Genomic DNA, 25,182 nt, shown 5'->3' with positions numbered 1-25,182 from the left:
GTGGCCGCCCGTATTTCGGGCGGCACATTTTAGAAAATATGCATAGTTTTTGATGGGGGGATTCACTTTGCCGAATTTATATTTCTGTATTCCAAAAGATGATTCTGTGTATTTCGATGAGCACGAAGTCACCCATATGAAAGTGATGAGACTTAAAGAAGGTGAAATCATTGAAGCCACCGATGGGAACGGTGGGAAATACAAAGTTGTTCTTAAGAAGATAGATAAGTTATCCGCTCTTGGAAGTGTGATAAGTTATGAATTCGTTGAAAACACCGAAGGTAGGCTCGTCCTCTTTGCCCCATCTGGTCGCTGGGAAAGGTTAAGGTGGACAATTGAAAAAGCTGTCGAGTTAGGAGTTGATGAGATTTATGTATTCAACAACGAACGAGCATCAAGACACTACGAGGACAAACAAGAAAAATTGGAACTTGTTGTAAGGGAAGCTGCGAAACAGTGTGTTCGATACAATTTTCCCTCGATTAAGCCTATAGAGTTCTTGGACATATTTTCTCTAGCTCCAGAAAGCACATACATACTTGATTTTAAGGGGCGGAAAATTCCAAAGAGGATTTCAAAAAACGTTGGTCTCATCGCAGGTCCGGAAGGCGGATTTAGTCGCAAGGAACTTGCTTTACTGAAAAAGCACTTTAAAAGCATATGCCTCGGGAAAAAGATTCTAAGATTTGAAACAGCAATAATTCTTGCCACAGGTGTGTTCAGTATGAAACTTGGAAAGATATAGATAAGTGCACTAATCTTAGATTTTTAATTCAAGAATTTGGTAAGTCACCCATATTTCACCCACCCTGCATGCAGGTTTTGAGCTTGTTAGGATGAATTGGTGAGCTCAAAACCAAATCTTCCTGAAAGGTTGCCCACCAAGTAATATTTCCATTTCATCATGTAACATGTTCCAACAAATTTCTTTGAATCTCCCAGGTGATAATCAATAATTGTGAATTACTAGAAATTCTGGAACTAGTATTTACTTGAAAAAGTTTTCTTCTGTTTTCTTTAGGTTCATCAATTTTGGATTTTTCAGACTAACAGGTATAATCTAAACGATTATTTCTGAGAAAGAAAAAATTAATAAGAGCCAGTAGATTTGACAAAATCTATTAAACTTAAACGGGGGATGTACTGTGACAAAAAAACTTAACCCTGTATCTATGAAAAGAGAAAATAAAAGAACCATTCTTCGATACCTCATGGAGAAAGGTCAGGCAAGTCGTGCTGAACTCTCTAGGGAAACGGGGCTCGCTCAAAGTGCTGTTTGGAGAATAATAGGTGAGCTTGAAAATGAGGGATTACTTGAGGTTAGGGGTGTATCCACTAGTGTTGGGAGAAGTTCAATACTCTACGGACCAACTCGGTCTTTTGTAACGTCCGTTGTTTACAACGTAGAGATCTTCGAGACGCTTGTTGGTGTTGGATACCTCGACGGTTCGTGGGATATTGTGGACAGTTTTAAGACGGAGAGAGAGTTTGAGAAGTTCAGAGAAAAAGTCGTGAACAGTTTTGATAAGCTTACAAAAGAATATCCACTTAACGCGACTGTTTCAAAAGTTGTCTTTTCGCTTCCCGGGATTGTGAATTACGAGAACAAGACGCTCATGTGTGCCCCTAATCTTGATTGGAAGAATATAGATTTTAAAAAGGTATTTGATACCTTGGGTGTAGAAGTTCTTATTGAGAATGATGCAAATCTTTCAATGCTTGCTGAACGGTTCTTTTCGCAAGATATCAAACACTCAAAGGTAGCGTTTTTCCTTTATTTTGGTGAAGGAATCGGCGGTGCAATTTTGGTGAACGGGAACATTGTGCGAGGTCGAAATTCTGCAGCCGGCGAAATAGGTCATGTTGCGGTCAACGGCATAGAACTTGAAAAATACCTTTCACCGGCAAGATTAGTTAGTACCTTCGAAAAAATTATCAGTCATACTAAGGTTACTAATAGAACTTTGCAGGAAAGATTTTGCCATCTGACAAGACTGTGGAAGGATGGTAACAAGGAGGTAAAGAGTTTTGTAGAAAGGTATATCCATCACTTAGCTCTTACACTAAGGAACATCATTTACTTTATCAACCCGGACGTTATCGTGTTAGGAGGCCTGATTAACAACATATACAGAACTTTTGGGAATTTCATTGAAGATGAACTTTACAAATCGTTGGATAAGGATATGTTCAATGCGGTTATAAGAGACACTGTTTTTGAGAACGTTCCACCCTCTTTGGTTGGCGCGAATGTGCTGGTTCTCGAGCATTTCTTGCGAACGTTGTAAAGTGTTTTCGGTTTCTCACATCACTTTTGGGGAGGTGTTTGTATGAGACGTTTGGGTACTTTTTTTCTTTTGTTGGTAGTTGTTTCGTTAAGCTTGGCAGCAGTAACATTGCCACGAGAAGAAACAGTTTACATTGCGGGAGCACTGTGGGGACCAGCCACAACTTGGAACCTTTATGCGGCACAGTCAACATGGGGAACTGACCAATTCTTGTTCCTGCCTGCTTTCCAGTATGACCTTGGTAGAGATGCATGGATTCCGGTTATCGCCGAAAAGTACGAATTCGTAAACAGCACAACAGTCAGGATTTACATACGAAAAGAAGCAAAGTGGAGCGATGGAAGAGATATAACATCAGAGGACTTCATGTACACATTCCAACTTACTAAGGAACTCGGTATTGGCCCTGGTGCAGGATGGGAAAACTACATTGATTCCATAAACCGCATTGGCGCAAAAGTTGTCGAATTCAAAGCAAAAACAAAACCACTTAACTACTTCCAGTTCCTCTCTTATGCACTCGGAGCACAACCAATGCCAAAACATGTTTATGAAGGTCTCAAAGCGAAGAAAATCAACATTGGAGATTGGGCAAACGACAAACCATCAGAACAAGTCGTTTCCGGCCCTTACAAAATCTATTTCTACACCCCTGATATAGTGGTATACCAAAGAATCGACAACTGGTGGGGTAAAGATATTTTTGGACTTCCACGACCCAAGTACATCGCTCACGTAATTTACAAAGACAATCCAGCTGCAACATTGGCCATTGAAAGAGGAGACGTAGACTGGGCAGGATTGTTCATACCAAGCGTTTGGGAAATGTGGCAAAAGAAGAACCTTCCAGTAGGAACGTGGTACAAATCAAAACCGTACTTCTTACCAGATGGTGTCGGGTTTGTTTATTTGAACAACACAAAGCCAGGACTCTCTGACCCGGCAGTGAGAAAAGCTATCGCATACGCTATCCCATACGATGACATGCTAGAAAAGGCGTATTTCGGATACGGAAGCCAAGCTCATCCTTCGTTTGTTATTGACCTCTTTGAACCGAATAAGCAATACATCAATTACGACCTCTGGAAAAAGACATTTGGAACAGCAGATGGAAGACCAGAATATGACCTTGACAAGGCAAAGAAAATACTTGACGAAGCAGGATACAAGGTTGGTAAAGATGGTATCCGAGTTGGACCAGATGGAAAGAGGCTGTCTTACACGATCTCGGTTCCATACGGTTGGACAGACTGGATGATGATGTGTGAATTGATAGCTAAGAGTTTAAAACAAATAGGTATTGAAGTTACTACAGAATTTCCAGACTTCTCAGTATGGGCTGATAGAATGACAAAGGGAACGTTCGATATGATTATTTCCTGGAGCGTTGGACCAAGCTTTGATCATCCGTTCAACATCTATAGATTCGTTCTTGACAAGAGGCTTTCAGCACCAGTAGGAGAAGTTACATGGGCAGGAGATTGGGAACGCTACGATAATGACGAGATTGTAAAGCTTCTTGATACAGCAGTTTCTACACTCGATCCAACAGTAAGAAAGAACGCTTACTTCAGAATCCAAGAAATAATTGCCAAAGATATGCCTTCTATACCTGCATTCTATACTGCCCACTGGTACGAATATTCGACAAAGTACTGGGTCAACTGGCCGAACCAAGATAGGCCATACTGGTTCAGACCAGCTCCATGGCATGCGGATACGTGGCCAGTTCTTTTCGGAATTTCACCAGCCAAAAACCCACAACCAATTCCAAAATGGCTCGAAACAACAGACAAGGGCGGAATTGAAATACCAACATCAAAGATCTTCAAAGACCTTCAATCCGCAAAGAAATAGTTTGTAAAACTGTCCGGTCCCCGAAAGGGGGCCGGTTTGTAAAGCACGGTTCTAAACAAGTGAGTAAAATAAAGTCAAGGAGTGATAGATAGGATGAAATTTAAACCGATGCTTAAATTTATTGGAAGAAGATTTCTGTTCCTCTTATTAACGTACATAGTTGCAACCACTATTGTATTTATACTTCCTCGTGCAATTCCAGGTAACCCACTTTCTCAGCTTTTGTCGAATTTGTCCCGAGTTGCTCAAGCAAACCCTGAATCAATAAGAGCAGCAGAAAAGGTGTTACTTGAACAGTTTGGAACCGACAAGCCCGTCATTGTTCAATATTTTAGCTTCATATCGAAGGCCTTGCAAGGGGATTTGGGAACCTCGATAACATATTATCCAAGGAAGGTAATAGATTTAATTGTACCGGTTATCCCATGGACTTTGTTCTTGTTACTTCCAGCAACATTAACCGCATGGTGGCTTGGTAACCGACTTGGAGCAATTGCAGGATACAAAAGAAACACGTGGATAGACAAATGGGTCTTGACTTCATCGATGATTCTCTCGCAGGTTCCTTACTACTGGCTTGGAATGATTTTCATATACCTGTTCGGCGTGAAGTTAGGATGGTTCCCAGTTAGTGGTGCCTACTCTCAGGGAACAATACCAAGTCTTACTTGGAAGTTTTTTGTTGACGTGTTAAGACATTATATAATGCCGTTCGCATCGATTGTGATATCCGCCATGGGTGGATGGGCAATTGGAATGAGAGTGATGATTGTTTACGAGCTTGGAAGCGATTACGCGTTATTTTCAGAGTACTTAGGTATGGAAGACAGAAGGATATTCAAGTATGCTTACAGGAATTCTTTACTACCTCAAATCACCGGACTTGCGTTAAGCTTAGGTGGAGCGTTAGGTGGAGCATTGATAACGGAAATAGTTTTCAATTACCCTGGAACGGGATATTTACTTTTCAAAGGGCTCACAACTCTCGACTACCCGATGATACAAGGAATATTTGTCATACTCATAGCTTCTATATACCTTGCGAACTTTGTAGTTGACTTTGTGTATGCTTTAATAGATCCAAGGATAAGACTTGGTCAGGAGGAATGAATATGCTGTTGACAATGATAAGACCACTTTTTAAGAATAAAAAGTTTATTATTGGAATGATTATCTTTTTACTCTTTCTTTTAACAGGACTTTTAGGTCCGTATTTCTACAAAGTTGATCCCACTGAGATGTCATGGGATTACGAGCAGGCACCGTCTGCTAAGCACCCTTTGGGAACAGACACCTATGGTAGAGATATCTTGGCTCAACTTCTCTACGGCATTCGTGCTTCATTGTACATCGGTTTCTTTGCAGCTCTAATCTCATTGGTGATAGGCTCAATAATAGGAAGCTTGGCTGCTGTTAAGAGAGGAATCATTGACGACGTTTTGATGGCAATAACCAACATCGTTCTAACAACACCATCTATACTGGTCGCCATATTAATTGCCAGCTACCTTCGTTTTAGAAGTCTGGAAGTTGTAGCGGTTATCCTTGGACTTTTCCAATGGCCATGGTACGCAAGAGCAATAAGAGCTCAGTTGATGAGTGTAATGTCTCGCGAGTATGTCTACCTTTCGAGAATGGCTGGATATTCAGATCTGAGGCTGGTTATCGAAGACCTGCTCCCAACGATAGCAACTTATGCCTTCATGTCTTTTGTGTTGTTCATCAACGGTGGAATAATGGGCGAAGCCGGTTTGAGCTTGATAGGTCTTGGACCTACACAAGGCATATCGTTAGGTCTGATGCTTCAGTGGTCGGTGTTAATGGATGGTATAAGAAGAGGCCTTTGGTGGTGGTTCGTCCCACCCGGAATAGCAATTGTTGCGGTAACAGCTTCTTTGATGGTCATAAGTACCACGATGGATGAAGTTTTCAATCCACGTTTGAGGGAGGAATAAGCGTGAAAGAAGTGCTATTAAAGGTTGAAAATGCAAAAGCTTATTATAAATTGGAAAAGGCCACGGTAAGAGCGGTTGACGATGTGTCTTTTGAAATACACGAAGGTGAAGTTATCGGTATAGTGGGGGAATCAGGATCCGGAAAGACAACACTCTCAAACCTTATTTTCATGAACATGCTAAAACCACTGACGTTGGTTGATGGAAAAGTGTTTCTAAAGGTGAATGGGAAATTCGAGGAAATTTCTTCAATGTCAAGAGAAGAGGTAAAACGCAAGTTCTGGGGTAAAGATATAACTATCATCCCACAAAGTGCTATGAACGCGTTGATGCCCACAATTAAAATGTCGAAATACGTTGAACATTTGGCACAGTCACACAACATTGAACCAAATGACCTAGTAAAAAAAGCGGAGGAACGATTCAAAGAAGTTGGACTCAATCCTTTGTGGCTGAACAGATATCCATTCGAATTGAGCGGCGGCATGAGGCAAAGGGCAGTTATCGCTTTAGCAACGCTACTAAATCCGAAGTTGCTTGTTGCCGATGAACCGACATCTGCACTTGATGTCGTCAATCAAAAAGTCTTACTTCAAGTTCTGATGCAACTGAAAAGGGCAGAAATCGTTAAGAGCATAGTCTTCATCACACACGATATTGCAACCATCAGGCAGATAGCTGACAGAATGATCGTTATGTATGCAGGAAAGATCGTAGAGTTTTCTGAAATGGAGAAAATATTGGAAAAACCTCTCCATCCGTACACAACGGGACTCTTGAATTCCGTTTTGACACCTGAACCAGAGATAAGAACAAGAGGCATCAGCATGATCCCTGGTGCGCCTGCAAACCTTATAAATCCACCATCTGGTTGCAGATTTCATCCAAGATGTCCATATGCAATGGATATATGTAAGGAGAAAGAACCAAAGCTTGTCGAGGTTGAACCAGGTAGAAAAGTCGCATGTTTTCTCCACCAGGAGGCGAATAGAGTATGAGCAGACTTTTAGTAGAGAATCTAACAAAGACGTTTGCAGTAGGCTTTTTTTCAAAAAGATACATCCACGCAGTAAATAACGTCTCTTTTGAAGTAAAGGAGAGAGAAATCGTATCGCTGGTTGGAGAAAGCGGTTCCGGTAAGACAACTACCGCGAAGATGATCCTCAGACTTTTTCCACCAACAAGCGGGAGGATTGTTTTTGAAGGAAAGGACATATGGAAGGATATAAAAAAGCAGGAAGAGTTAAGATGGTTCAGAAGAAAAGTTCATGCGGTCTTTCAGGACCCATTCGCAAGTTACAATCCTTTTTACCCTGTTGAGAGGACACTCTGGCAAGCAGTGAATCTTCTGGAAAAGAAACCTGCAAGTAAGAAGGAAGGATTGGAGATAATAAAGGAATCGCTCTTCAAGGTTGGTATAGATCCAAAGGATGTTCTCGGAAAATACCCGCACCAGATCTCCGGTGGTCAGAAGCAACGAATAATGATTGCAAGGTGCTGGATATTAAGACCACTACTTATAGTTGCGGACGAACCAACCTCGATGATTGACGCATCGAGTCGAGGAGGTATAATTAAGTTGCTCGAAGAATTGAGGGAAGAACAAGGCACTTCGATCATCTTCATAACTCACGACCTTGGACTCGCATACTATGTATCCGATAACGTACTTGTCATGAAAGATGGAGAAGTAGTTGAAAGTGGACATCCCGACAGGGTTGTTTTACAACCATCTCATGAGTATACGAAACTGCTCGTGGAAAGTGTACCGAAACTTTACAGAAAGCTGGAAGGACTGTGATGTATGTTCACACGCACTGTATTGAGCATTTTTACATGGGCCTTTGTGCTCGAGCTTTTCGTGCTAATATACTATTTACCTAAAGAAACGAAACCTTTTGAATTCTACCTTGATCTTGTATTGACGATATTTACAGCCGTTGTTCTGATTTTTGTCATAATTAAAGAAAAATGGAAGAAAGAACTGGAAAATGAATTAACGGAAGATAAGAAAAATGAAAAATCACAGTAGAATAACAACGCGGAACTTCGGTTCCGCGTTTTTTCTTACTTCTTGTTTTTGAAAACTTCTCGGAGATATTCTATTGTCTGGGTCCCTTTTAGGTGTGAGATTTCGTACTGCATCTTGCTTAGTTTGTAGCTTTCAAAATCAGCTTTGACTTTCTTTGGGATATTTTTTCTTATAAATGCAACCCTTTCTTCGTATGACTTCTTATCTATCATCTTCCTAGATTCAAAAGGCGTGAAAGGTTTCGGAACGAGGGGATTTATACTGATGCTGATTTCTTGATAGCGCATATTTATAACTGTTTTGAGAAATTCGAAGAACTCTGCATAATCTTTTCCGTCCTCTTCTTCAAGACCGATGATGTAGTAAAACTTTACCTGTTTAAACCCGACTTTTCTTCCCAGCTCAAGTGCCGTGATAAGTTCTTCAGTTGTTAGATCTTTGAGCATAACATCCCGGAGCTTTTGAGATATGCCCTCTGGAGCTATTGTGAAGGAGTGGTGCTCGGTTGTTTTCAACAGTCTCAGCAGTTTTTCGTTAATTTTATCTGCTCGCATCGATGAGACAGAAAACCTGACGTTCTTCCGTTCGAGGTATTCAAGTAATCTTTCAAGATACGGGTAGTCCGTTATCGTGGCACTTATTAAGCCAAATTCGAAATCTTGGTATCGCTCGAAGACTTCAATAACTTCATCAAGACTTGCGAACTTGACAGGCTTTTTTGTATAGCCCGTAACACAAAATGCACACCTACGTATGCACCCGCGTCCTAATTCAACAAGCAACTTATTCTTATAAGGTGAGTAAGGAGTTATAAAATGAGCAACAGGAACAGGGCTTAATGTACCTATACAGTTGGAGAAGACCAATTTTCCATATCTTTTCGAATAGATTTGTTTGATGTCCAGTAAATGCTTGACAATCTCATCTTTATCATCGTGACCCAAGGCTTTTGCAAACTCGTCAGCGTTGCATTCTAAATCTCCAATGAAGACAAAGTCTGCGATTTCATCAATCAATTCATTATTAAACAACGTCACAGGGCCGCCGATTATAACTATCGGATGGTACGGTTTTCTTTCATAAATCGACAATGGTATACCTTTTTTTAAAAGCATCTCCGCTATATTCAGCAAATCGTTTTCAAATTGGAATGTAAATAGCCATATCGGGAACTCATCTAAAGGAACTTGATCTTCCATTGAATAAAATTTCTCAAACCATCGCTCGTAAAAGAACCTCTGAACGTGCAAACCTCTCTGCATCAATAAAGTCTGTATCCAGCTCCAAGCCAAAGAGCCACTTGCAATCGAATAGGAATTGGGGAAAATGAGGGCAACCCTACCAAGGTTGCCCTCCAATTTTCTGATGATCTTTTCCGAATTTTTGAAATTCAAAACATAACTGTACTCTTTAAAGGCCTCAGAACTCCGTGGTCGCCTCATTTTCTAAATCAATCACCTTTCTCATGTAAAGATTAGATATGTTCAAGCGCCTTCCTCCTTAGATAACTCTTCGAGACTACTACACGTGTAATGGTAATCTCTGCAACCTTTTGCGACTCTCTTAAAACAAGTGCCTTAAATGTTATGTGGTTCTCGTGGACGTCTACTATTCGTAAACCAGCTACGAGACGTTCGCCGACAACAACAGGTGCCACATGTTCAATCTCAATTTTTGTAACAACCGAGGTTTCATCTTCATTAAGATAGTTTCTTAAGAAATCAAAAGAAACAGCACTTATTTCCCTGAACAGAGAAGAAGTGGACACCAAATGCAAGTAAGAAAGTTCGTCGTCTTCGTCCCATATCATCGATTCATCAGTTGGTATTTCAAATGACTTGTTCAGTCCCAAAAGGTTTTCAAAACGCTCCATTTCTATTCCCCCTTGTCGTTTCCTTTCCAAAACGTTTCTAGTTAGCTGCTACTTCATCTCTGTCATTCTCGCTATCTTCGTTACCATTTAGCATCGCCCTCAGTTCTTCACCACTCATGATTTCTCTTTCAAGCAACACGGCCACTATTTGGTCCATCTTAGAGCGGTTTTTCTCAAGAATCTGTTTTGCTCTTTCATAACAATTCATAACGATTTTTTGGATTTCGTGGTCAATTAGCTTTGCAACATCTTCACTGTAATTCCGAATCCTCGTGAGTTCTTTACCAAGGAACACTTCCTGTTCTGTCTTTCCCCAGGCGAGTGGCCCAAAGCTGTCGCTCATTCCGTACTCGCAGACCATCTTCCTTGCAATTTCAGTTGCCCGTTCTATATCGTTAGCAGCACCACTTGTAAAGTCACCGAACACGATTTCTTCTGCTGCCCTTCCACCAAGTAAAGTTGTTATATGATCAAGAAGCTCGCTTTTGCTGATAAGGTACTTGTCTTCAGCTGGAAGGTGCAAAGTGTATCCCAATGCCGCGTAACCACGCGGAATTATAGAAATTCTGTGCACTGGGTCAGCGTTTGGTAAAGAAGAACTTATAATTGCATGTCCTACCTCGTGGTATGCAACTATCCTTTTTTGCTTTTCCGAAATCATTCGGGATTTCCTAGCTGGACCAGCGATAACCCTGTCGATAGCTTCTTCGAAATCTTCCATTCTTATGACATTTCTACCTGCTCTCGCAGCCAGAAGTGCAGCTTCATTGACCAAATTCTCGAGGTCCGCCCCAACAAAACCCGTAGTTCTTTTGGCCAAAACAGCAACGTCAACATCTTTGTCTATTGGTTTATTTCTTAGGTGAACCCTTAATATTGCCTCTCGACCTTTCACATCTGGTGGATCCACAACGATCTTTTTGTCAAACCTACCTGGCCTCAAAAGCGCAGGGTCTAGTATGTCTGGCCTGTTTGTAGCAGCCATAACAACTATACCTTGATTAATATCAAATCCATCCATCTCAACGAGCAGCTGGTTTAAAGTTTGCTCCCTTTCATCGTGTCCACCACCAAGACCTGCTCCCCTGTGTCTGCCAACCGCATCGATTTCGTCTATAAATACTATACATGGAGCACTTGCTTTAGCCTGTTCAAAAAGGTCTCTAACTCTTGCGGCACCCACACCGACGAAAAGTTCAACAAAATCGGAACCGCTTATATGGAAGAACGGAACATTGGCTTCTCCAGCAACTGCGCGGGCTAACAATGTTTTTCCGGTACCCGGAGGCCCTACAAGCAATATACCCTTCGGCATACGGGCACCAATCTTCGCGTATTTTCCTGGATTTTTTAGAAAATCAACGGTCTCTTTTAATTCTTCAACGGCTTCATCGACACCTGCGACATCTTTAAACGTTACCTTTATTTTGTTTGGTCCAACCTTCTCTGCTCTGCTCTTCGTAAAGTTAAACGCCTGGTTGTTACCTCTTCCAAGACCGCGGATAATGAAGGCAAAAAGCAGCAGAGTAATTATGAACATCGCTATGTTTCCTATAACATTTATCCAAAACGAGCTATCAACGCTTTTTTCTCCTTCGACTATGATTCCATATTCGACAAGTTTATTAATCTTTTCAACATCGTACCTAAACCACGGAGCGTAAACTGAGTACAACTTACCGCTCTTCGTTTCCACCGAAAGATTACCATCGTCTTTGATGATAACTTTGGCTATATCTGTTTCACCATCATCCAAACGATTAATGAAGTCGCTATAACTCATGTTTACTTCTACGGCGCTCTTCGAACTTACAAGTCCTTGGTAGATCCAAAAAAGAAAAAGTGCTGTGAGTATGAAGAATATTATCGAGCCCAAGTTACGATTCAAAATTTATACCTCCCTTCGAAACAACTTCCAACCCGATTTCATCGAGAAGCTTTGATTTGTAGTACTTTGGTACGTAAACAACCTTTTCATTTAAAAACACTAACGGAATCAACCTCCTTGCAAAAGTTGGAACTTTCTTTTCGTTGAATAACTCTTTCAACTTTTTTCCTTCATACGTTCTATCACCTTCGTTCCAATTTCTAACTACAAAACGAATCACTGGAGTTTCAGACTTAATTATACCACGAAGTGAGAAATTAATAAAGTATCCATTAATCTCGAAACTATCTGTGGGTTGTATCGAAAAACTCTCGCCGTGTCTCGACACTTCAATAAAAAATGTAAAAGGCTCGTAGTTTCTAATGTTTCCAAGCATAACCCACCCGTGTGAAACTTCCGCTCCAAGTTCGTTCCAAAATGAAACTTTGAAGGATTTAGAACTTCTTAAGGTTTTCGAAAAGCGTTCAATTTTCTCTCGATCCAGGGGTCTACCAAAGAACTGGAGCGAAAATCTGCGCAGCTGTTCGGTTTGAATGAAAGGATCAGGAAGGAGTTTAAATATCAACCTATCACCCAATACATATCTTTGCGTGCCTTGTACTACTCGTTCAACATACTCGTCCATCTCCCAGGTACTGAGCGCTAAAGACAGCGCTGCTTTTTCCAGTCTTGGGTTGATCTTTTTTAAAAGTGGTACCACACTGTGTCTTATATAGTTTCTCTCGTAGTGTTCGTCAAAGTTTGACATGTCAACCACATAAGACAGTTTTCTGCTTTTTGCGTAAAGTTCTACTTCTTGCCTTGAGAAAAATAACAATGGCCTGAAATACTTATCGGAGAGCACTCGCAGACCTACAAGGCCGAACGGACCAGTACCTTTTACCAACCGCATTAGAATCGTTTCAAGCAAGTCGTTGGTATTATGCGCCGTTACCGTTAATTCATAGCCATAGTGCCTCATTGTTCTTTCAAGAAAGCTGTACCTCAGTGTCCTGGCTGCTTCTTCTATGGAGAGCTTATTAAGGTTAGAATAGCTCTTAACATCTGCTGAGTCCGTGTAAAACGGAAAGTTCATACTTTCCGATAGACTCTTTACGAATTCTACCTCCTCATCGGCCTGCGGTCGAAGTTTATGATTGAACGTTGCAACGCCGATTCGCAAATTCGGTCTTTCTTTCCTTAACCTTGAAAATAAATCAAGCATAGTTATTGAATCAATACCACCCGAAACGGCAAGGAGGAACGAAGTTACTTTTGGAGCGTACTCGTCCACGATTTTTTTGAATCTCTCGTATAGATCAGACGATTCAAATCCACCGGAATAAAAATCCATATGAGTTTTCATAAAGACGTGATCACATCCCACTGAACTGGAATTGCCCTGCTTTTGGATCAAGCAAGAAGAAGATATCTGATATATCCGTTAAGTAGAATTTAAGAGTAAGCTTATCCAAGTAATCCAACCAGTTACCTGTTGCTTTGTACGATAAATCTGCGCCAATTAGAAGTCTCCAACAATGCAACGATTTGTCGAACGTTAGGTTAACACTTTCAAGAAGGTTTCTCGATGGATCGTATTTTAATTTTACATAAACGTTTGGATCAATCGTTTTGTTGCTGATTTCAACAAGATACTTTCTTGTATTGTCAGTGTTATAAGAGACAACGTATTTTTCATCTTTTTTCTCCATGCTGTACGACAGACTCCAGGTTGGTTCTGCGTTTGCAGATCTCACATAGTACGTTCCACTGAGTTTAGCAAGGTAATCGAACAAATTGAAAGAACCTGATACAGTTGCCCTCTCTATGTAGTCTGGTTTTTGATAAATCGTTGCACTGAGGTTCGCGTATTTTAACGTGTGAATGTACGTTGAGATTTGATTACCCGGAATTGTTGAGAACTGGAGTGAATAACTTGTTCCGATGTCTTGGAAGTTTAACCCTAAGTTGAAGTTCTGAACACCAAGTTTCGCTTTATCGTTATCGTAAGTTCCGGAAATTGAATTGCTTACTCCTACAGGGCCAAATTGCTCAGAGTACCTGATACTATAACTGTCTGGAAGCAGTTTGTTATTTGAGATGTCGATGCCCCTGCTCGCTGATGCAGTTATCTTATCCGAGCTTAAACTGAAGGTAAATCTGAGAACATTTTTATTGTTCGCCGCTGGTTCATCCAAGAATCCGTAAAATTGCTCCCAGCCACCTGTCAACCTAAAAGGGCCAAGAATGTAACTCAGATCAGAAATATACTTATCAGACATTCCGACAGATTCTGTTTTTGTTGCAGCAATGTTTGACACACCTTTTATGTTAAACGTATAATTGAAATTCAACGTAAACGCGTCCCACTTAAAAGTCCACGGGAACTGGTAAGTGTATGTAAAAGTTCTATTCTGAGCGCTTTCGCTTAAATTCCCCGTTAGACTGAAGTTGTACCTTATATTGTTGTTAGAAAGAGTCAAAGTGTACGTTGTTCGGTATGTTGACGTCCAGTCTCTTTCCAAAGATGTCAAATATCCATCCGTTCTTAATTGCACCGTATCATCCAAATTGAGTGTAAGGTTATTGGAGTTGAGCAAAACAAAAGAGAGATTCCTAAATCCACCATTGAGATAGACAATGGTGTCAGTCAGTCGCCCGTCGTACATTATATAAGGCTTGAAGTAGAACGGAGATTTTGGGTCCTGATATGTCAACCCAACTTTTTGATAGTAGTTACTATCGGCCAAGTAATTACCTTCAAAATAAAGTACGCCATCGTACTTATAGTAGACGGCATTATTCACATATCTGTACGTAAGTGGGAAGATAGTAAATTCAAATTTGTTACTTTTCATGTCAAATGAGACTCTTTGCTGCTTATTTACACTATCGTTTGCTTGGAAAGTTACATTATCTGTCCCCAAAGTGAGTTTAGTACTCCAATTGTTGAGGGTAAAAGCAAAAGTTTGAGAGACTCCAAGCGTTTGGCCGAAGGTAAAAGTTAAAGAATAGGGTGATTCACCTTGGAGTGCAGTTACAAATACAGGGTAAGGAAAAACAGGAACGCCAAGGACTACAAGGAATGAATTAGTAGCTATGATGTACTTGTTTTCTAAGACATAGACCTCTTCAGATTGAATGGTATAGTGGGGTTCTTCAAAGTTACAGGTGGTTATAGCCGGATTGCGTATCTCTACAAGCATTTTTGCTTCGTCTGTGATGTTTTCAACCTCTATCTCCGAGCCGTGAACGTATATAGGTACGTTCTTACCTTTGTAGTTGTAGTTATAAACCGTCTTGGCATTGAGCACAAGAACTCTGCTCGTTTCAAAATAGTAAACTAAGGATTTTGCAAAGTATTTCCTATCACCGTCGTAAAACGACACGTTTCCTACAGCATATACTGTTTTTACTTTTCCATCCTCCAAAGTAGCGGATGCTTCGTCGCATTCGAGCTTGTACTTATCCCACGTCATTGTAATGCCGTTTTTCAAAGACACCAAATTTTCTGAAAAATCAGCGATGTTAGCGTTTACTTTCAAGTCTGCTGCGAACCCTACTGATGAGAAGATCAGTGAAAGTGAGATTACTACTAATAACATAGTGAAAAATCTACTCAGCACTTCCCTTGCCCTATAAGCTACAGGTGTATCCATGAACAGATAAAGAAGAAAACCTACTACTGCAAATACGAGGTTTGGTAACCAAGTTGCCAATACCGGGTCCATTAAACCTTCCTTTCCCATACCGGAAAGCCAAGCTCCAGAACCTTGGTAAAGCACAACAAGAACGAATGTCAAAATTACACCCCAAGATTTACTTGTTAAACCAAAAAGCAACGATATTGGAAGCCCAATAAGGACTATAACCAGAGAGCCAAGTGCATTTGCATAACGCTGATGTAATTCCACGGTTAACGACGCAGTGTTTATGCCTAACTTTTTGTACGTTTCAAGCTGTTCTCGAAGTTCCTTTGACGTCTTATCGCGAGTTGTCTTATAGGCTCTGAGCATTTGCTCGATTTCTCCAGCGACATCTAATTTCATCTCTCTAAATTGCATATCCAGTTTGAGAAATCCTGTTTCCAGTTCAACAACGTACATATTACCATCGAGTAGGTACCAGCCGTCTTGTCTTTTCATAACTTTCTTTGAAGTTACAATCTGTTCGTTCCCTTCCTCGTTTCTAAATAGAACAACATCGTACAATTCCCCTTTTTGCTTGTCGTACTGTTTTACATAAAAATAGACATCCTTCTCAAGTTCTACGAGCATATTAGTCTTAATAACCGTTTCCGGAGATTGAAGAATATATTGATTGAGTACTTGGGACGACTTGTAATTCGCGTTTGGAACAACGTAATCGTTCAAAAGCCATGCAAAAAATCCCAGGATCAGCGCTAAGATCAAAAACGGAGTCACAAGCCGTTTGGACGAAATCCCGTGTACCAGTATGGCTGTAATTTCCCTATTTGTTGACATTTCGCTGGTAACCCAAAAGATCGCAAAAAGCACACCTACTGGAATGCCAAGTACGGTAAAGTAGGGTATATTGTACGCAACAAATAACAAGAGTTTCGAAAACCCGACTCTGTTTCTGATTATATAATCAGAAATCTGATACAACCATTCAACGCTCACGAAAACTATGAAACCAGCAAGACCCATGAAAAAAGGTTTAAGGGATTGTTTGAGAACGTATTTTGTAAGAGTTTTCAGAGTACACCCCTCCTGAAAAACGGAAATTAAAGGTTTTATACTAAATCGAGATTTTGGATGGCTCTATAATTTCACACTTCCTCCGAAAAGTCTTTGAAAATCTCTAAAGAAAACTCTTTTAGCAGGTCTTTATAGCATGTGTAGTATTTTCCTGTGAGTATAAAATGTGTGACTTCGATTATTTGAACGGAGTAGTCAGATATCTCTTCCAGACCCTTTGAAATATCCATTAGCATAAGCGCTCGCTTAACGACTCTCGGATTATCTTGAATCAATCTGACTATCTCATCTTTAAACTTCGCATGCGACTCGTCGATCTGTGCATCTTGAGAACAAATTGCTGCGGAACCTTCAAGGTTTTGATCAACATAGACACGCAACGACTTTCTTAGCATCCGCTGAGAGAACTTGAACATATCGGGAATTGATATGCTCTGGTTAATGTCAGGCTCTTTTGTCAAATTGATAATATCTGAAGCAATGTCCCTTAATCTATCTGCTATATCAAGCAAGACCTTCGCGACAATCACAGAGCCAGATATGAAACGTAAGTCTCGCTTGTCTGGTGTAAACATCCCAAAAAGTTGCTGAGAAAAATCGAGAATCATGAGATATTCGTTATACACATCCCAATAACTCTTGTTGACTTCCTTGGCTAAGGTTTCGCTCCTTTCTCTGAACGCTACGGCACAGCTCTGGAATATGTCTTCTACATACCAACCTTCTTTTACAACGTATTTCTTTAATTCTTCAAGCTTTTCATTAATTATCCATTTCACGTAGATCACCTTTCATTCTATTTGTGCTTGATAATCTAATCGATTATTCAGAACCGTTCTTTAGAACCATCTTGCCATAACCGATCTTTTCCTTAATCGATGTAGAAAAGTCATAGGATTTCGGTCGCAACAACGTTATTACTTTTGAACATTTTCTTACGTGGATCTCTCTCACTTTCCCTACAACGTCACCATCAACAACCAAATTCACCGTATCGTTTACCGTAATCCTTATTTTTTCCGTGCTGGGGATGACTAAGCTACGCGTAGCCAAAAACTGAGGAGCCATAGGGGTGATCTCAAATGCTTCTACGTTTGGAAGAATTATGGGTCCACCGAGTGCCAGTGCGTATGCTGAAGAACCTGTCGGTGTACTTACAACCAGGCCGTCGGCATGATAAAAGAAACTTCCGTCAGTCATTTCAACAGCAAAATCAACGATTTTTTGCTCCACATCCTTCTGTAACACCGCATCGTTTATGGCAAAAAAAGTTCCATTCTCTATCTCTACCCTCAACATCCATCTTCTATCTTCGATGAAATTCCAACATTTCAAATCTTCAACGAGCTTATCCAATTCGGTAAGTAAGTAACCAGAAAAGAATCCCAGCCTTCCCGCTTTGACCCCTATAACTGGACACTTAACCTTCTTCAAAACGCGAAGAACAGTACCATCACCACCAACGGAGATTACAACTTTGGGTTCTACTAGTTCACCACCTATAACCTCGGAAAGTTGTTCTGATGAATCTTTGAAAAACAAAACATCGAAATGTTCTTTTAGCTTTGTGTACACTTCCTTTGCTGAATTTAGATAGTCTGTTCGGTAAAAAACACCAATTCTCACCTTAATCTCCACCCTAAATCAATCAATGACTGAGCAAGAAATCTGTCCAAGAAGATCAAAACCAAAATTGCCACAAGAGGGGTTATATCAATATAACCAATCGTAGGGATTACCCTTCTCAGCGGCCTCTCTACAATATCTGCAAGGTCACGTAATATGTGATAAACCCGGAAAGAATAAGCCTGAGGTATCCAGCTGAGTATCGCGGCAATGATTATAACCGCTGTCTCAAAATTGATAGCAACCCTTAGAACGACTCCTACTGCGTAAAAAAAGTTACCAAGTATGAACATGGTCCACACCCCTTTACTGTATTTAACCTTCTATTTTAGCTTTTTTCTTTCACCAAATAAAGCTGTACCGATCCTTACTATTGTACTACCTTCCTCAACAGCAACGGTGTAATCGTTGGTCATACCCATTGAAAGCTCGACAATATCTGGAAAATCAACTTTCAGCTCATCTCTTAAAATTCTCAACTTTCTAAAGTATGGTCTTGCATTTTCAGGTTCAACGTACGGTGCCATTGTCATTAATCCAACGATCTTCACGTTTGTGAATCTAGTTGCACTAACGAGAAAATCTTTCACTTGTTCTGGTTGCAATCCCGCCTTTGTTTCCTCACCAGAGACGTTCACTTCAAGCAAAATATCTTGTATCTTCCCAACTTTCTTCGCACCCTTATCTATCTCTTCCAATTCTTCAAATCTATATACGGAGTGAATCATTTTCGCAACAGGAACTATGTATTTGACTTTGTTTGTCTGGATTCTGCCAATAAAATGCCATTCAATATCGACACCTTCAAGTGCTTTGGCCTTATCCCTTAGCTCCTGTGCGTAATTCTCGCCAAACGTTCTTATTCCAATCTTAACTGCCAAATTCAATAATTCTATAGGATGAGTCTTTGTAACGGCAACGAGTTTAATATCGCTGTAATCACGACCAACTTTTTGTGCATGAGCTTTTATGTTATTCAAAACATCCTCGTAGTTCTTTCTCAGTTCTTCTTCAGTAATCACTGAAAAGTCCCCCCAACGTGTTTATCCCGAAATATTTGTAAGATTTCTCAGTTGCCACCCTTCCACGAGCCGTCCTTGCGAGGAATCCACTTTGGACAAGGTACGGTTCGTACACTTCTGCAATTGTGTCTTCGGTAACCCCTAATGACGCGGCGAGTGCCTTCAGACCCACAGGTCCACCTTTGTAAACTTCGATTATAACTCTCAAAAGTTTTCTATCCATCTCATCGAGTCCATACTCGTCGATTCCAAGCAAGGTCATAACTTCCTCAACAGTTTCAACATCTATCAACTTTGAGCCCTTTACAGTGCTTAGATCCCGAACACGTTTCAAAAGTCTAATTGCGATTCGCGGTGTCCCTCTTGAACGTCGCGCTATCATCAAAGCGGCCTCAGGCTTTATTGAAACATCCATTACCTGCGCCGCTCGAGTTATTATCAAGCTAAGTTCTTCCTCTGTGTAGAAATTCATCTCAAAAATCATGCCAAACCTGTTTCTCAAAGGAGAAGTTAATAATCCGCTTCGTGTTGTCGCGCCGATGAGTGTAAACGGTTGTAGATCCACTCTTATTGATCTTGCAGCGGGCCCTTTACCGATCATTATATCAATTTGGAAATCTTCCATAGCGGAATACAGTATCTCTTCAACAGCTCGGTTCATTCTGTGGATCTCATCGATAAATAAAACATCTCCTCGCTCCAGGTTTGTAAGTATTGCAGCAACATCACCTTGCTTTTCAAGAACAGGTCCGCTTGTTATATGTATATTTGCATTAAGTTCATTCGCAATCACAACCGCTAACGTTGTCTTACCAAGTCCTGGAGGACCAGCCAGAAGTATGTGGTCGAGCTGTTCACCACGCATCTTTGAAGCAGATATAGCAAGCTCCAGTCGCTGCTTAATATTATCCTGACCTATGTACTCAGCCAAGAACTTCGGTCGCAGGGAATACGTGTCATAAGCGTTTCTTTCTGGTGAGAATATCCTTTGCACTTCCGTGGGTTCATTAGATAAGCTCTTTTCGTTTAGCACATTATCTTCTTTCACTAACTTTCACCTCTTCCTCGATTGGCAAGTTCATCTTGAATCCATACCTACCTATGTCAAGCTTGATTTTTACAAAACCATTTATCATTATAATTCTGTTTTCCGCTTTACCAAACAAACCGGCATTAGTTACAGAAAAGGTGAAGCGTTCATCATCGATGTTATCGTTTGTCCAGCTTCCTATGTATTTACCATCTTCTGTGAATACCCTTAGCTGGACCATCTCAATTTCATGTTCAACTCCGGGGGTAACCACTCTTAGATTTCCATCGCAAACTAAGGAAATGCCTCTTTGTTCACAAAATTCAACATCAAAAACAACATTGGCACTTTCTAACTTCTTGAAAGCGCCCTTTAAATTATTGACTGATAACACGAGAAAAACGAACGCAACGACTGACAGCACGATAAGCAAGAGATTGAAAAAGAAGTGTTTTTTGATGTTTGCCCTTACCTGTATCGAATATTCCTCCCTCATTAAATGTCCAGCGAATCTGCCCGTATCTTTTGACTACACAATTTTATATTATAACACGCTTATGAGTGATTTTAAAGTTAAAAGATTAGTTCGCCTCAAAAAATGTGTCTTGACATTTTGACAACTGCCGGCTAATATATTTATACGTCTAATATTTAGACGTATAACTAAAACTACCAGGTTACTTGTTGCTACCAATTGAGAATCTTTCGAAACTTAATGAGCAACACGGAGGTGATTTGTTTGAAGGAGCTCATGGAGCATGCACGTATTTTGGCACTTTTGAATTCGATACAGAGATCTGTTTTCAAATTTGTTCACGAAAAAACACTCAAAGAGTTCAACATCCATCCCGGGCAGATACCGATATTGTTTATACTTAGAAAAGAAGAAGGACTGAGTCAAAAAGAAATTGCCAAACGTATAGGGGTGGAACAGGGAACAATAGCCGTCATGCTACGCAGGATGGAGAAGAATGGCCTCGTAAGGAGGGTTCCTGACGAGCAGGATAGAAGAATCACACGCGTATACCTTACGGAAAAGTCAGAAGACGTACTTAAAAGCCTTGCAAAAATAGTAAAAGAAGCTGAGGAACTTTTAGTAGGCGGACTGTCTGATGAGGAAAAACAAGAAGTGGAAAATATTCTTAAGAAACTGCAGAATAACATCAAACGGAAGGTTGAAGACAACTGTTTAAAGGAGGTTTAAGACATGATATTAAAGATGACTTTCAAGAAGTACTGGTTTCTGATTACTATTACAATTGCACTGGTAGCCGTCCAGTCTATTATTTCACTATACCTGCCAGACTTGATGTCAAATATAGTCGATAAGGGTATCACACGCGGAGATGTAGATTACATTTGGAGCGTTGGTTGGAGAATGTTGCTTGTTTCTTTGGTGAGTGTTCTGGCAGCTGTCGTTGCAAGTTATACATCTTCAATTGTAAGTATGGGAATTGGAAGGGACTTGAGAAACTCGGTCTTTGAAAAAGTCTCTTCATTTTCGCTTGAAGAAATGAACAAGTTTAGCACGTCTTCACTTATAACCAGAACAACTAACGATGTCGTCCAGATACAACAAGCTACTGTTATGATCCTTAGAATGGTAGTTATGGCACCAATTATGGCTGTTGGTGGAATCATAATGGCTGTGAACAAGGATGCTAAGTTGACAAGCATACTTGCTATATCACTGCCAGTTATGTTAGGTGGCTTAGGAATAATTGCCGGCATTGTAGCGCCACTTTTTAAGAGTATGCAAAAGAAGATAGATAGACTTAACCTTGTTGTTCGCGAACGCGTAACTGGTATTCGCGTAATCAGGGCATTCAATAAGGAAGGACATGAAAAGAAGAGATTTTCACAAGCCAACTGGGATTTGACCAAGACAGCGTTGTGGGTAAATAGGATGGCTTCTTTACTCTTTCCTTATTTGATGATCGTTATGAACTTCACTACACTGTCAATCATATGGTTCGGCGCCAAGCAAATCGATGCTGGGAATTTGCAAGTGGGTCAGATGATGGCCGTTATGCAGTACGTTATGCAAATCATGTTTTCTTTCATAATGATATCCGTAATTTTCATCTTTTTGCCGAGAGCCAGCGTATCTGCAAAGAGGATAAGTGAGGTTCTAAGTGTTGAGCCAAAAGTAGTAGATCCTCGGGCATCAGGGAAACAAACGCTCACATGGTTTGAAAGCTCTGACAAATCGGATATCAAAGGTATTGTAGAATTTGATAACGTCACATTCGCTTATCCTGGAGCAAAAGAACCCGTGCTGAGTGAAATTTCATTCAAAGCAGAACCCGGAAAAATAACTGCGATAATAGGTTCTACAGGCTCTGGTAAGACAACTCTTTTGAATCTAATCCCACGCTTTTATGATGTTACATCAGGAAGTGTGAAAATAGATGGCATAGATGTACGTGAGATTCCATTTGATGTGTTAAGAAAGGTGATAGGCTACGCTACACAAAAACCCATAATTTTCACCGGGACGATTAAAGAAAATATCAAATTCGGACGTGATTGGGTAACAGACGACATGATTTTGAGAGCAGCTGATATTGCTCAAGTGCTCGAATTCGCCTCGAAATATCCAGAAGGGCTCGATTACCAAATTGAGCAAGCGGGATTGAACTTATCAGGAGGTCAGAAACAAAGAATATCATTGGCGAGAGCTATAGCGGGTGCGCCGAAAATATACCTCTTCGATGATACATTCAGTGCACTTGATTTCAAAACGGATGCAAAAATAAGGTTGAGACTATTCAAAGAATCGAAAGATGCAACCGTTATTGTTGTAGCACAAAGGGTTGCGACAATATTGAACGCCGACCAGATAATTGTCTTGAAGGATGGAAAAATCGTTGGAATTGGTACTCATTCTGAATTAATTAAGACAAATGAAGTATACCGAGACATAGTCTACTCACAACTTTCAAAAGAAGAAGCCATCTGACAACGAAGGGAGGAAAAGTCATGAGTGAAGAAAAAAGAATGGAACAGCCATCAAGACCAAATGTAAGCCATGCAAAACCAGTAAGACCAATGGGGCCTGGTGGACCTGGAGGTCCCTCGTTTGCACGTGGTGGTGAAAAGCCAAAAGAATTTAAAAACACTACTCGGAAACTACTAAAATACCTTCGCCCACACATGGTTGGTATTATAATCGTGTTCGCTCTCACAATAGTCGCAACGATACTAACAATAAAAGCTCCAAAAGTGCTTGGACAAGCTACGACGGAGATATTCAGAGTCATTATGCTCAGAAAAACTCCGTTATCTGGCTTTCTGAAAACGAAAATGGATTTCGATAAGATCTCTAGCATTCTTCTGAACGTTGCGATTCTGTATTCTGTTGCTGCATTACTGAACTTTCTTCAAGGTTACATGATGGCCGGCATCACCCAGAAAGTCGTCAGAAAGATGCGAGAAGATATTAACAACAAACTCGAAAGGCTTCCACTGAAGTTTTACGATGGCCGTTCGCACGGAGATATAATAAGCCGTGTGACAAACGACGTCGACCTTATTAGTAACACTCTACAGCAGAGCTTAACGCAGTTCATATCGGGTATTGTCACTATCGTTGGTATAACTTATATGATGATTACCATCAATCTTAAACTGACTTTGCTTACGCTTATAACCTTACCATTGAGTGCGTTGGTTACAGTGCACATAGCTAAAAAATCGCAAAAGTATTTTGCTGCACAGCAAAAATACCTTGGTGAAATAACCGGAAGGGCGGAAGAAGTGTACGGGGGTTTTTTGGCTGTTAAGACTTATGGACGGGAAAACGACGAAGTTAGAAGGTTCAAAGAAATAAACGAAAAGCTTTACAAAGAGAGCAAGAAGGCACAGTTCATATCAGGTATAATAATGCCCGTAATGAATTTCATCGGTAATCTCGGTTACATAATAGTAGCTGTAGGCGGTGGTATCTTGGTCACAAAGAAAGCAATAACTGTTGGCGATGTTCAGGCGTTTATTCAGTATTCAAGACAGTTCAATCAGCCAATAGTTCAAATTGCCAATATCGTCAACATGATTCAGTCCACTTTAGCAGCTGCAGAAAGGGTCTTTGAAATACTCGAAGAAGAGGAAGAAGCTCCGGATAAACCAGATGCAATTGAATTAGAAAAAGTACAAGGTGACGTTAAATTTGAGAATGTCAAGTTCAGCTACGTTCCAGATAAACCATTGATTGAAAACCTAAATATCGATGTTAAAAGTGGTCAAATGGTTGCTATCGTTGGCCCAACAGGTGCTGGTAAGACAACTCTTGTCAACTTGATGATGAGATTCTACGAAATCCAAGGTGGTAGTATAAAGGTTGACGGAATTGACATCAGGGATATCAAGAAATACAATTTGAGAAAACATTTTGGTATGGTTTTGCAAGATACATGGCTCTTCAGTGGGACCATAATGGAAAACATAGCGTACGGTAAGGATGGGGCAACGGAAGAAGAGATAATCAACGCAGCAAAGATGGCACACGTGCACCATTTCATAATGGCACTTCCAGATGGCTATGATACCGTGATAGGTGAGGACAGCTCCAACATCTCCCAAGGTGAAAAGCAACTCATCACCATCGCAAGAGCATTCTTAGCTAATCCTGATATTTTGATTCTCGACGAAGCAACGAGTAATGTCGACACACTTACCGAAGTTTATATCCAGAGAGCAATGCGGGATATTATGAAAGGTAGAACTTCTTTCGTCGTTGCACACAGGTTATCAACGATTAAGAACGCAGATATTATCCTAGTTATGAACGAAGGAAAAATCATCGAAATAGGGAAACACGAAGAACTCCTGCTCAAAAACGGATTTTATGCTGAACTTTACAGAAGTCAGTTCCTAGGAGCTGTCGTTGAAACTGCCTAACTTTCATAGCAA

At 40.5% G+C, this 25,182-nt stretch carries 22 protein-coding genes; 11 read left to right on the top strand and 11 right to left on the bottom strand.

Going from position 1 to position 25,182, the window contains the following annotated elements:
• Positions 1-67: 67 nt before the first annotated feature.
• From NA23_RS02360 to NA23_RS02325, 8 genes are all read left to right on the top strand, one after another.
• Positions 68-745, top strand: coding sequence for a 16S rRNA (uracil(1498)-N(3))-methyltransferase (locus NA23_RS02360; RefSeq protein WP_033191250.1), 678 nt, complete (start codon positions 68-70; stop codon positions 743-745).
• A 400-nt stretch (positions 746-1,145) separates the two neighbouring features.
• Positions 1,146-2,288: an ROK family transcriptional regulator gene (locus tag NA23_RS02355; protein WP_033191251.1), complete on the top strand. Its 1,143-nt coding sequence runs from the start codon at positions 1,146-1,148 to the stop codon at positions 2,286-2,288.
• Positions 2,289-2,330: 42 nt separating this feature from the next.
• Positions 2,331-4,145, top strand: coding sequence for an ABC transporter substrate-binding protein (locus NA23_RS02350; RefSeq protein WP_033191252.1), 1,815 nt, complete (start codon positions 2,331-2,333; stop codon positions 4,143-4,145).
• Positions 4,146-4,238: 93 nt separating this feature from the next.
• Entirely contained in the window at positions 4,239-5,255 is a 1,017-nt protein-coding gene (locus NA23_RS02345) for an ABC transporter permease (RefSeq protein WP_033191253.1), read from the top strand.
• Between the two features lie 2 nt (positions 5,256-5,257).
• Positions 5,258-6,100: an ABC transporter permease gene (locus NA23_RS02340; RefSeq protein WP_033191254.1), complete on the top strand. Its 843-nt coding sequence runs from the start codon at positions 5,258-5,260 to the stop codon at positions 6,098-6,100.
• 2 nt (positions 6,101-6,102) lie between these two features.
• A complete protein-coding gene (locus tag NA23_RS02335; protein WP_033191255.1) occupies positions 6,103-7,098 on the top strand; it encodes an ABC transporter ATP-binding protein in 996 nt (331 codons plus the stop codon).
• Positions 7,095-7,901 carry an ABC transporter ATP-binding protein gene (locus NA23_RS02330; protein ID WP_033191256.1) on the top strand — a complete coding sequence of 269 codons (807 nt, stop codon included), beginning with the start codon at positions 7,095-7,097 and terminating at the stop codon, positions 7,899-7,901. Before NA23_RS02335 ends, NA23_RS02330 begins: the two co-directional genes overlap by 4 nt.
• 3 nt (positions 7,902-7,904) lie before the next feature.
• Positions 7,905-8,132 (top strand): TM0026 family membrane protein, encoded by a 228-nt coding sequence (locus NA23_RS02325; protein WP_033191257.1) that lies wholly within the window; start codon positions 7,905-7,907, stop codon positions 8,130-8,132.
• Between the two features lie 35 nt (positions 8,133-8,167).
• Here NA23_RS02325 and NA23_RS02320 read toward each other — a convergent pair whose 3' ends face one another.
• The 11 genes from NA23_RS02320 to NA23_RS02270 all read right to left on the bottom strand — a co-directional run bounded on the left by NA23_RS02320 (position 8,168) and on the right by NA23_RS02270 (position 20,767).
• Entirely contained in the window at positions 8,168-9,574 is a 1,407-nt protein-coding gene (locus NA23_RS02320; protein ID WP_033191258.1) for a B12-binding domain-containing radical SAM protein, read from the bottom strand.
• A gap of 32 nt (positions 9,575-9,606) precedes the next feature.
• On the bottom strand, positions 9,607-10,005 hold the full coding sequence (locus NA23_RS02315) for a thioesterase family protein (protein WP_033191259.1): 399 nt from the start codon (positions 10,003-10,005) through the stop codon (positions 9,607-9,609).
• 37 nt (positions 10,006-10,042) lie between these two features.
• Positions 10,043-11,893, bottom strand: a complete 1,851-nt coding sequence (ftsH, locus tag NA23_RS02310; RefSeq protein ID WP_033191260.1) for an ATP-dependent zinc metalloprotease FtsH — start codon at positions 11,891-11,893, stop codon at positions 10,043-10,045.
• Positions 11,883-13,238: a tRNA lysidine(34) synthetase TilS gene (gene tilS / locus NA23_RS02305; RefSeq protein WP_052107086.1), complete on the bottom strand. Its 1,356-nt coding sequence runs from the start codon at positions 13,236-13,238 to the stop codon at positions 11,883-11,885. The genes ftsH and tilS overlap by 11 nt, the downstream gene beginning before the upstream one ends.
• 10 nt (positions 13,239-13,248) lie before the next feature.
• Positions 13,249-16,593 carry an LptF/LptG family permease gene (locus NA23_RS02300; protein ID WP_033191261.1) on the bottom strand — a complete coding sequence of 1,115 codons (3,345 nt, stop codon included), beginning with the start codon at positions 16,591-16,593 and terminating at the stop codon, positions 13,249-13,251.
• A 71-nt stretch (positions 16,594-16,664) separates the two neighbouring features.
• A complete protein-coding gene (locus NA23_RS02295; protein WP_052107087.1) occupies positions 16,665-17,381 on the bottom strand; it encodes a phosphate signaling complex PhoU family protein in 717 nt (238 codons plus the stop codon).
• A gap of 34 nt (positions 17,382-17,415) precedes the next feature.
• Positions 17,416-18,219, bottom strand: coding sequence for an NAD(+) kinase (locus NA23_RS02290; RefSeq protein ID WP_033191263.1), 804 nt, complete (start codon positions 18,217-18,219; stop codon positions 17,416-17,418).
• Positions 18,216-18,512, bottom strand: a complete 297-nt coding sequence (locus NA23_RS02285) for a YggT family protein (protein WP_033191264.1) — start codon at positions 18,510-18,512, stop codon at positions 18,216-18,218. Before NA23_RS02285 ends, NA23_RS02290 begins: the two co-directional genes overlap by 4 nt.
• 30 nt (positions 18,513-18,542) lie before the next feature.
• On the bottom strand, positions 18,543-19,241 hold the full coding sequence (locus NA23_RS02280) for a YggS family pyridoxal phosphate-dependent enzyme (RefSeq protein ID WP_084384018.1): 699 nt from the start codon (positions 19,239-19,241) through the stop codon (positions 18,543-18,545).
• The gene (gene ruvB, locus NA23_RS02275; protein WP_033192465.1) at positions 19,231-20,235 is read right to left on the bottom strand and encodes a Holliday junction branch migration DNA helicase RuvB; all 1,005 of its coding nucleotides are present in this window, start codon (positions 20,233-20,235) and stop codon (positions 19,231-19,233) included. Before ruvB ends, NA23_RS02280 begins: the two co-directional genes overlap by 11 nt.
• 40 nt (positions 20,236-20,275) lie before the next feature.
• Complete coding sequence (locus tag NA23_RS02270; RefSeq protein ID WP_033191265.1) at positions 20,276-20,767, bottom strand: hypothetical protein; 492 nt, start codon at positions 20,765-20,767, stop codon at positions 20,276-20,278.
• Positions 20,768-21,010: 243 nt separating this feature from the next.
• Here NA23_RS02270 and NA23_RS02265 point away from each other — a divergent pair, with 243 nt between their 5' ends.
• From NA23_RS02265 to NA23_RS02255, 3 genes are read left to right on the top strand one after another with little or no spacing between them, the layout of a single operon-like run.
• The gene (locus NA23_RS02265) at positions 21,011-21,475 is read left to right on the top strand and encodes a MarR family winged helix-turn-helix transcriptional regulator (protein ID WP_052107088.1); all 465 of its coding nucleotides are present in this window, start codon (positions 21,011-21,013) and stop codon (positions 21,473-21,475) included.
• Positions 21,476-21,478: 3 nt separating this feature from the next.
• A complete protein-coding gene (locus NA23_RS02260; RefSeq protein WP_033191266.1) occupies positions 21,479-23,233 on the top strand; it encodes an ABC transporter ATP-binding protein in 1,755 nt (584 codons plus the stop codon).
• A 20-nt stretch (positions 23,234-23,253) separates the two neighbouring features.
• Entirely contained in the window at positions 23,254-25,170 is a 1,917-nt protein-coding gene (locus NA23_RS02255) for an ABC transporter ATP-binding protein (RefSeq protein WP_033191267.1), read from the top strand.
• Positions 25,171-25,182 lie beyond the last annotated feature (12 nt).

This window comes from Fervidobacterium islandicum (genome assembly GCF_000767275.3).
Taxonomy (GTDB): Bacteria; Thermotogota; Thermotogae; order Thermotogales; family Fervidobacteriaceae; genus Fervidobacterium; species Fervidobacterium islandicum.
Note: the sequence above shows the minus strand (reverse complement) of the source record. Positions and strands in the feature narration are given on the sequence as shown.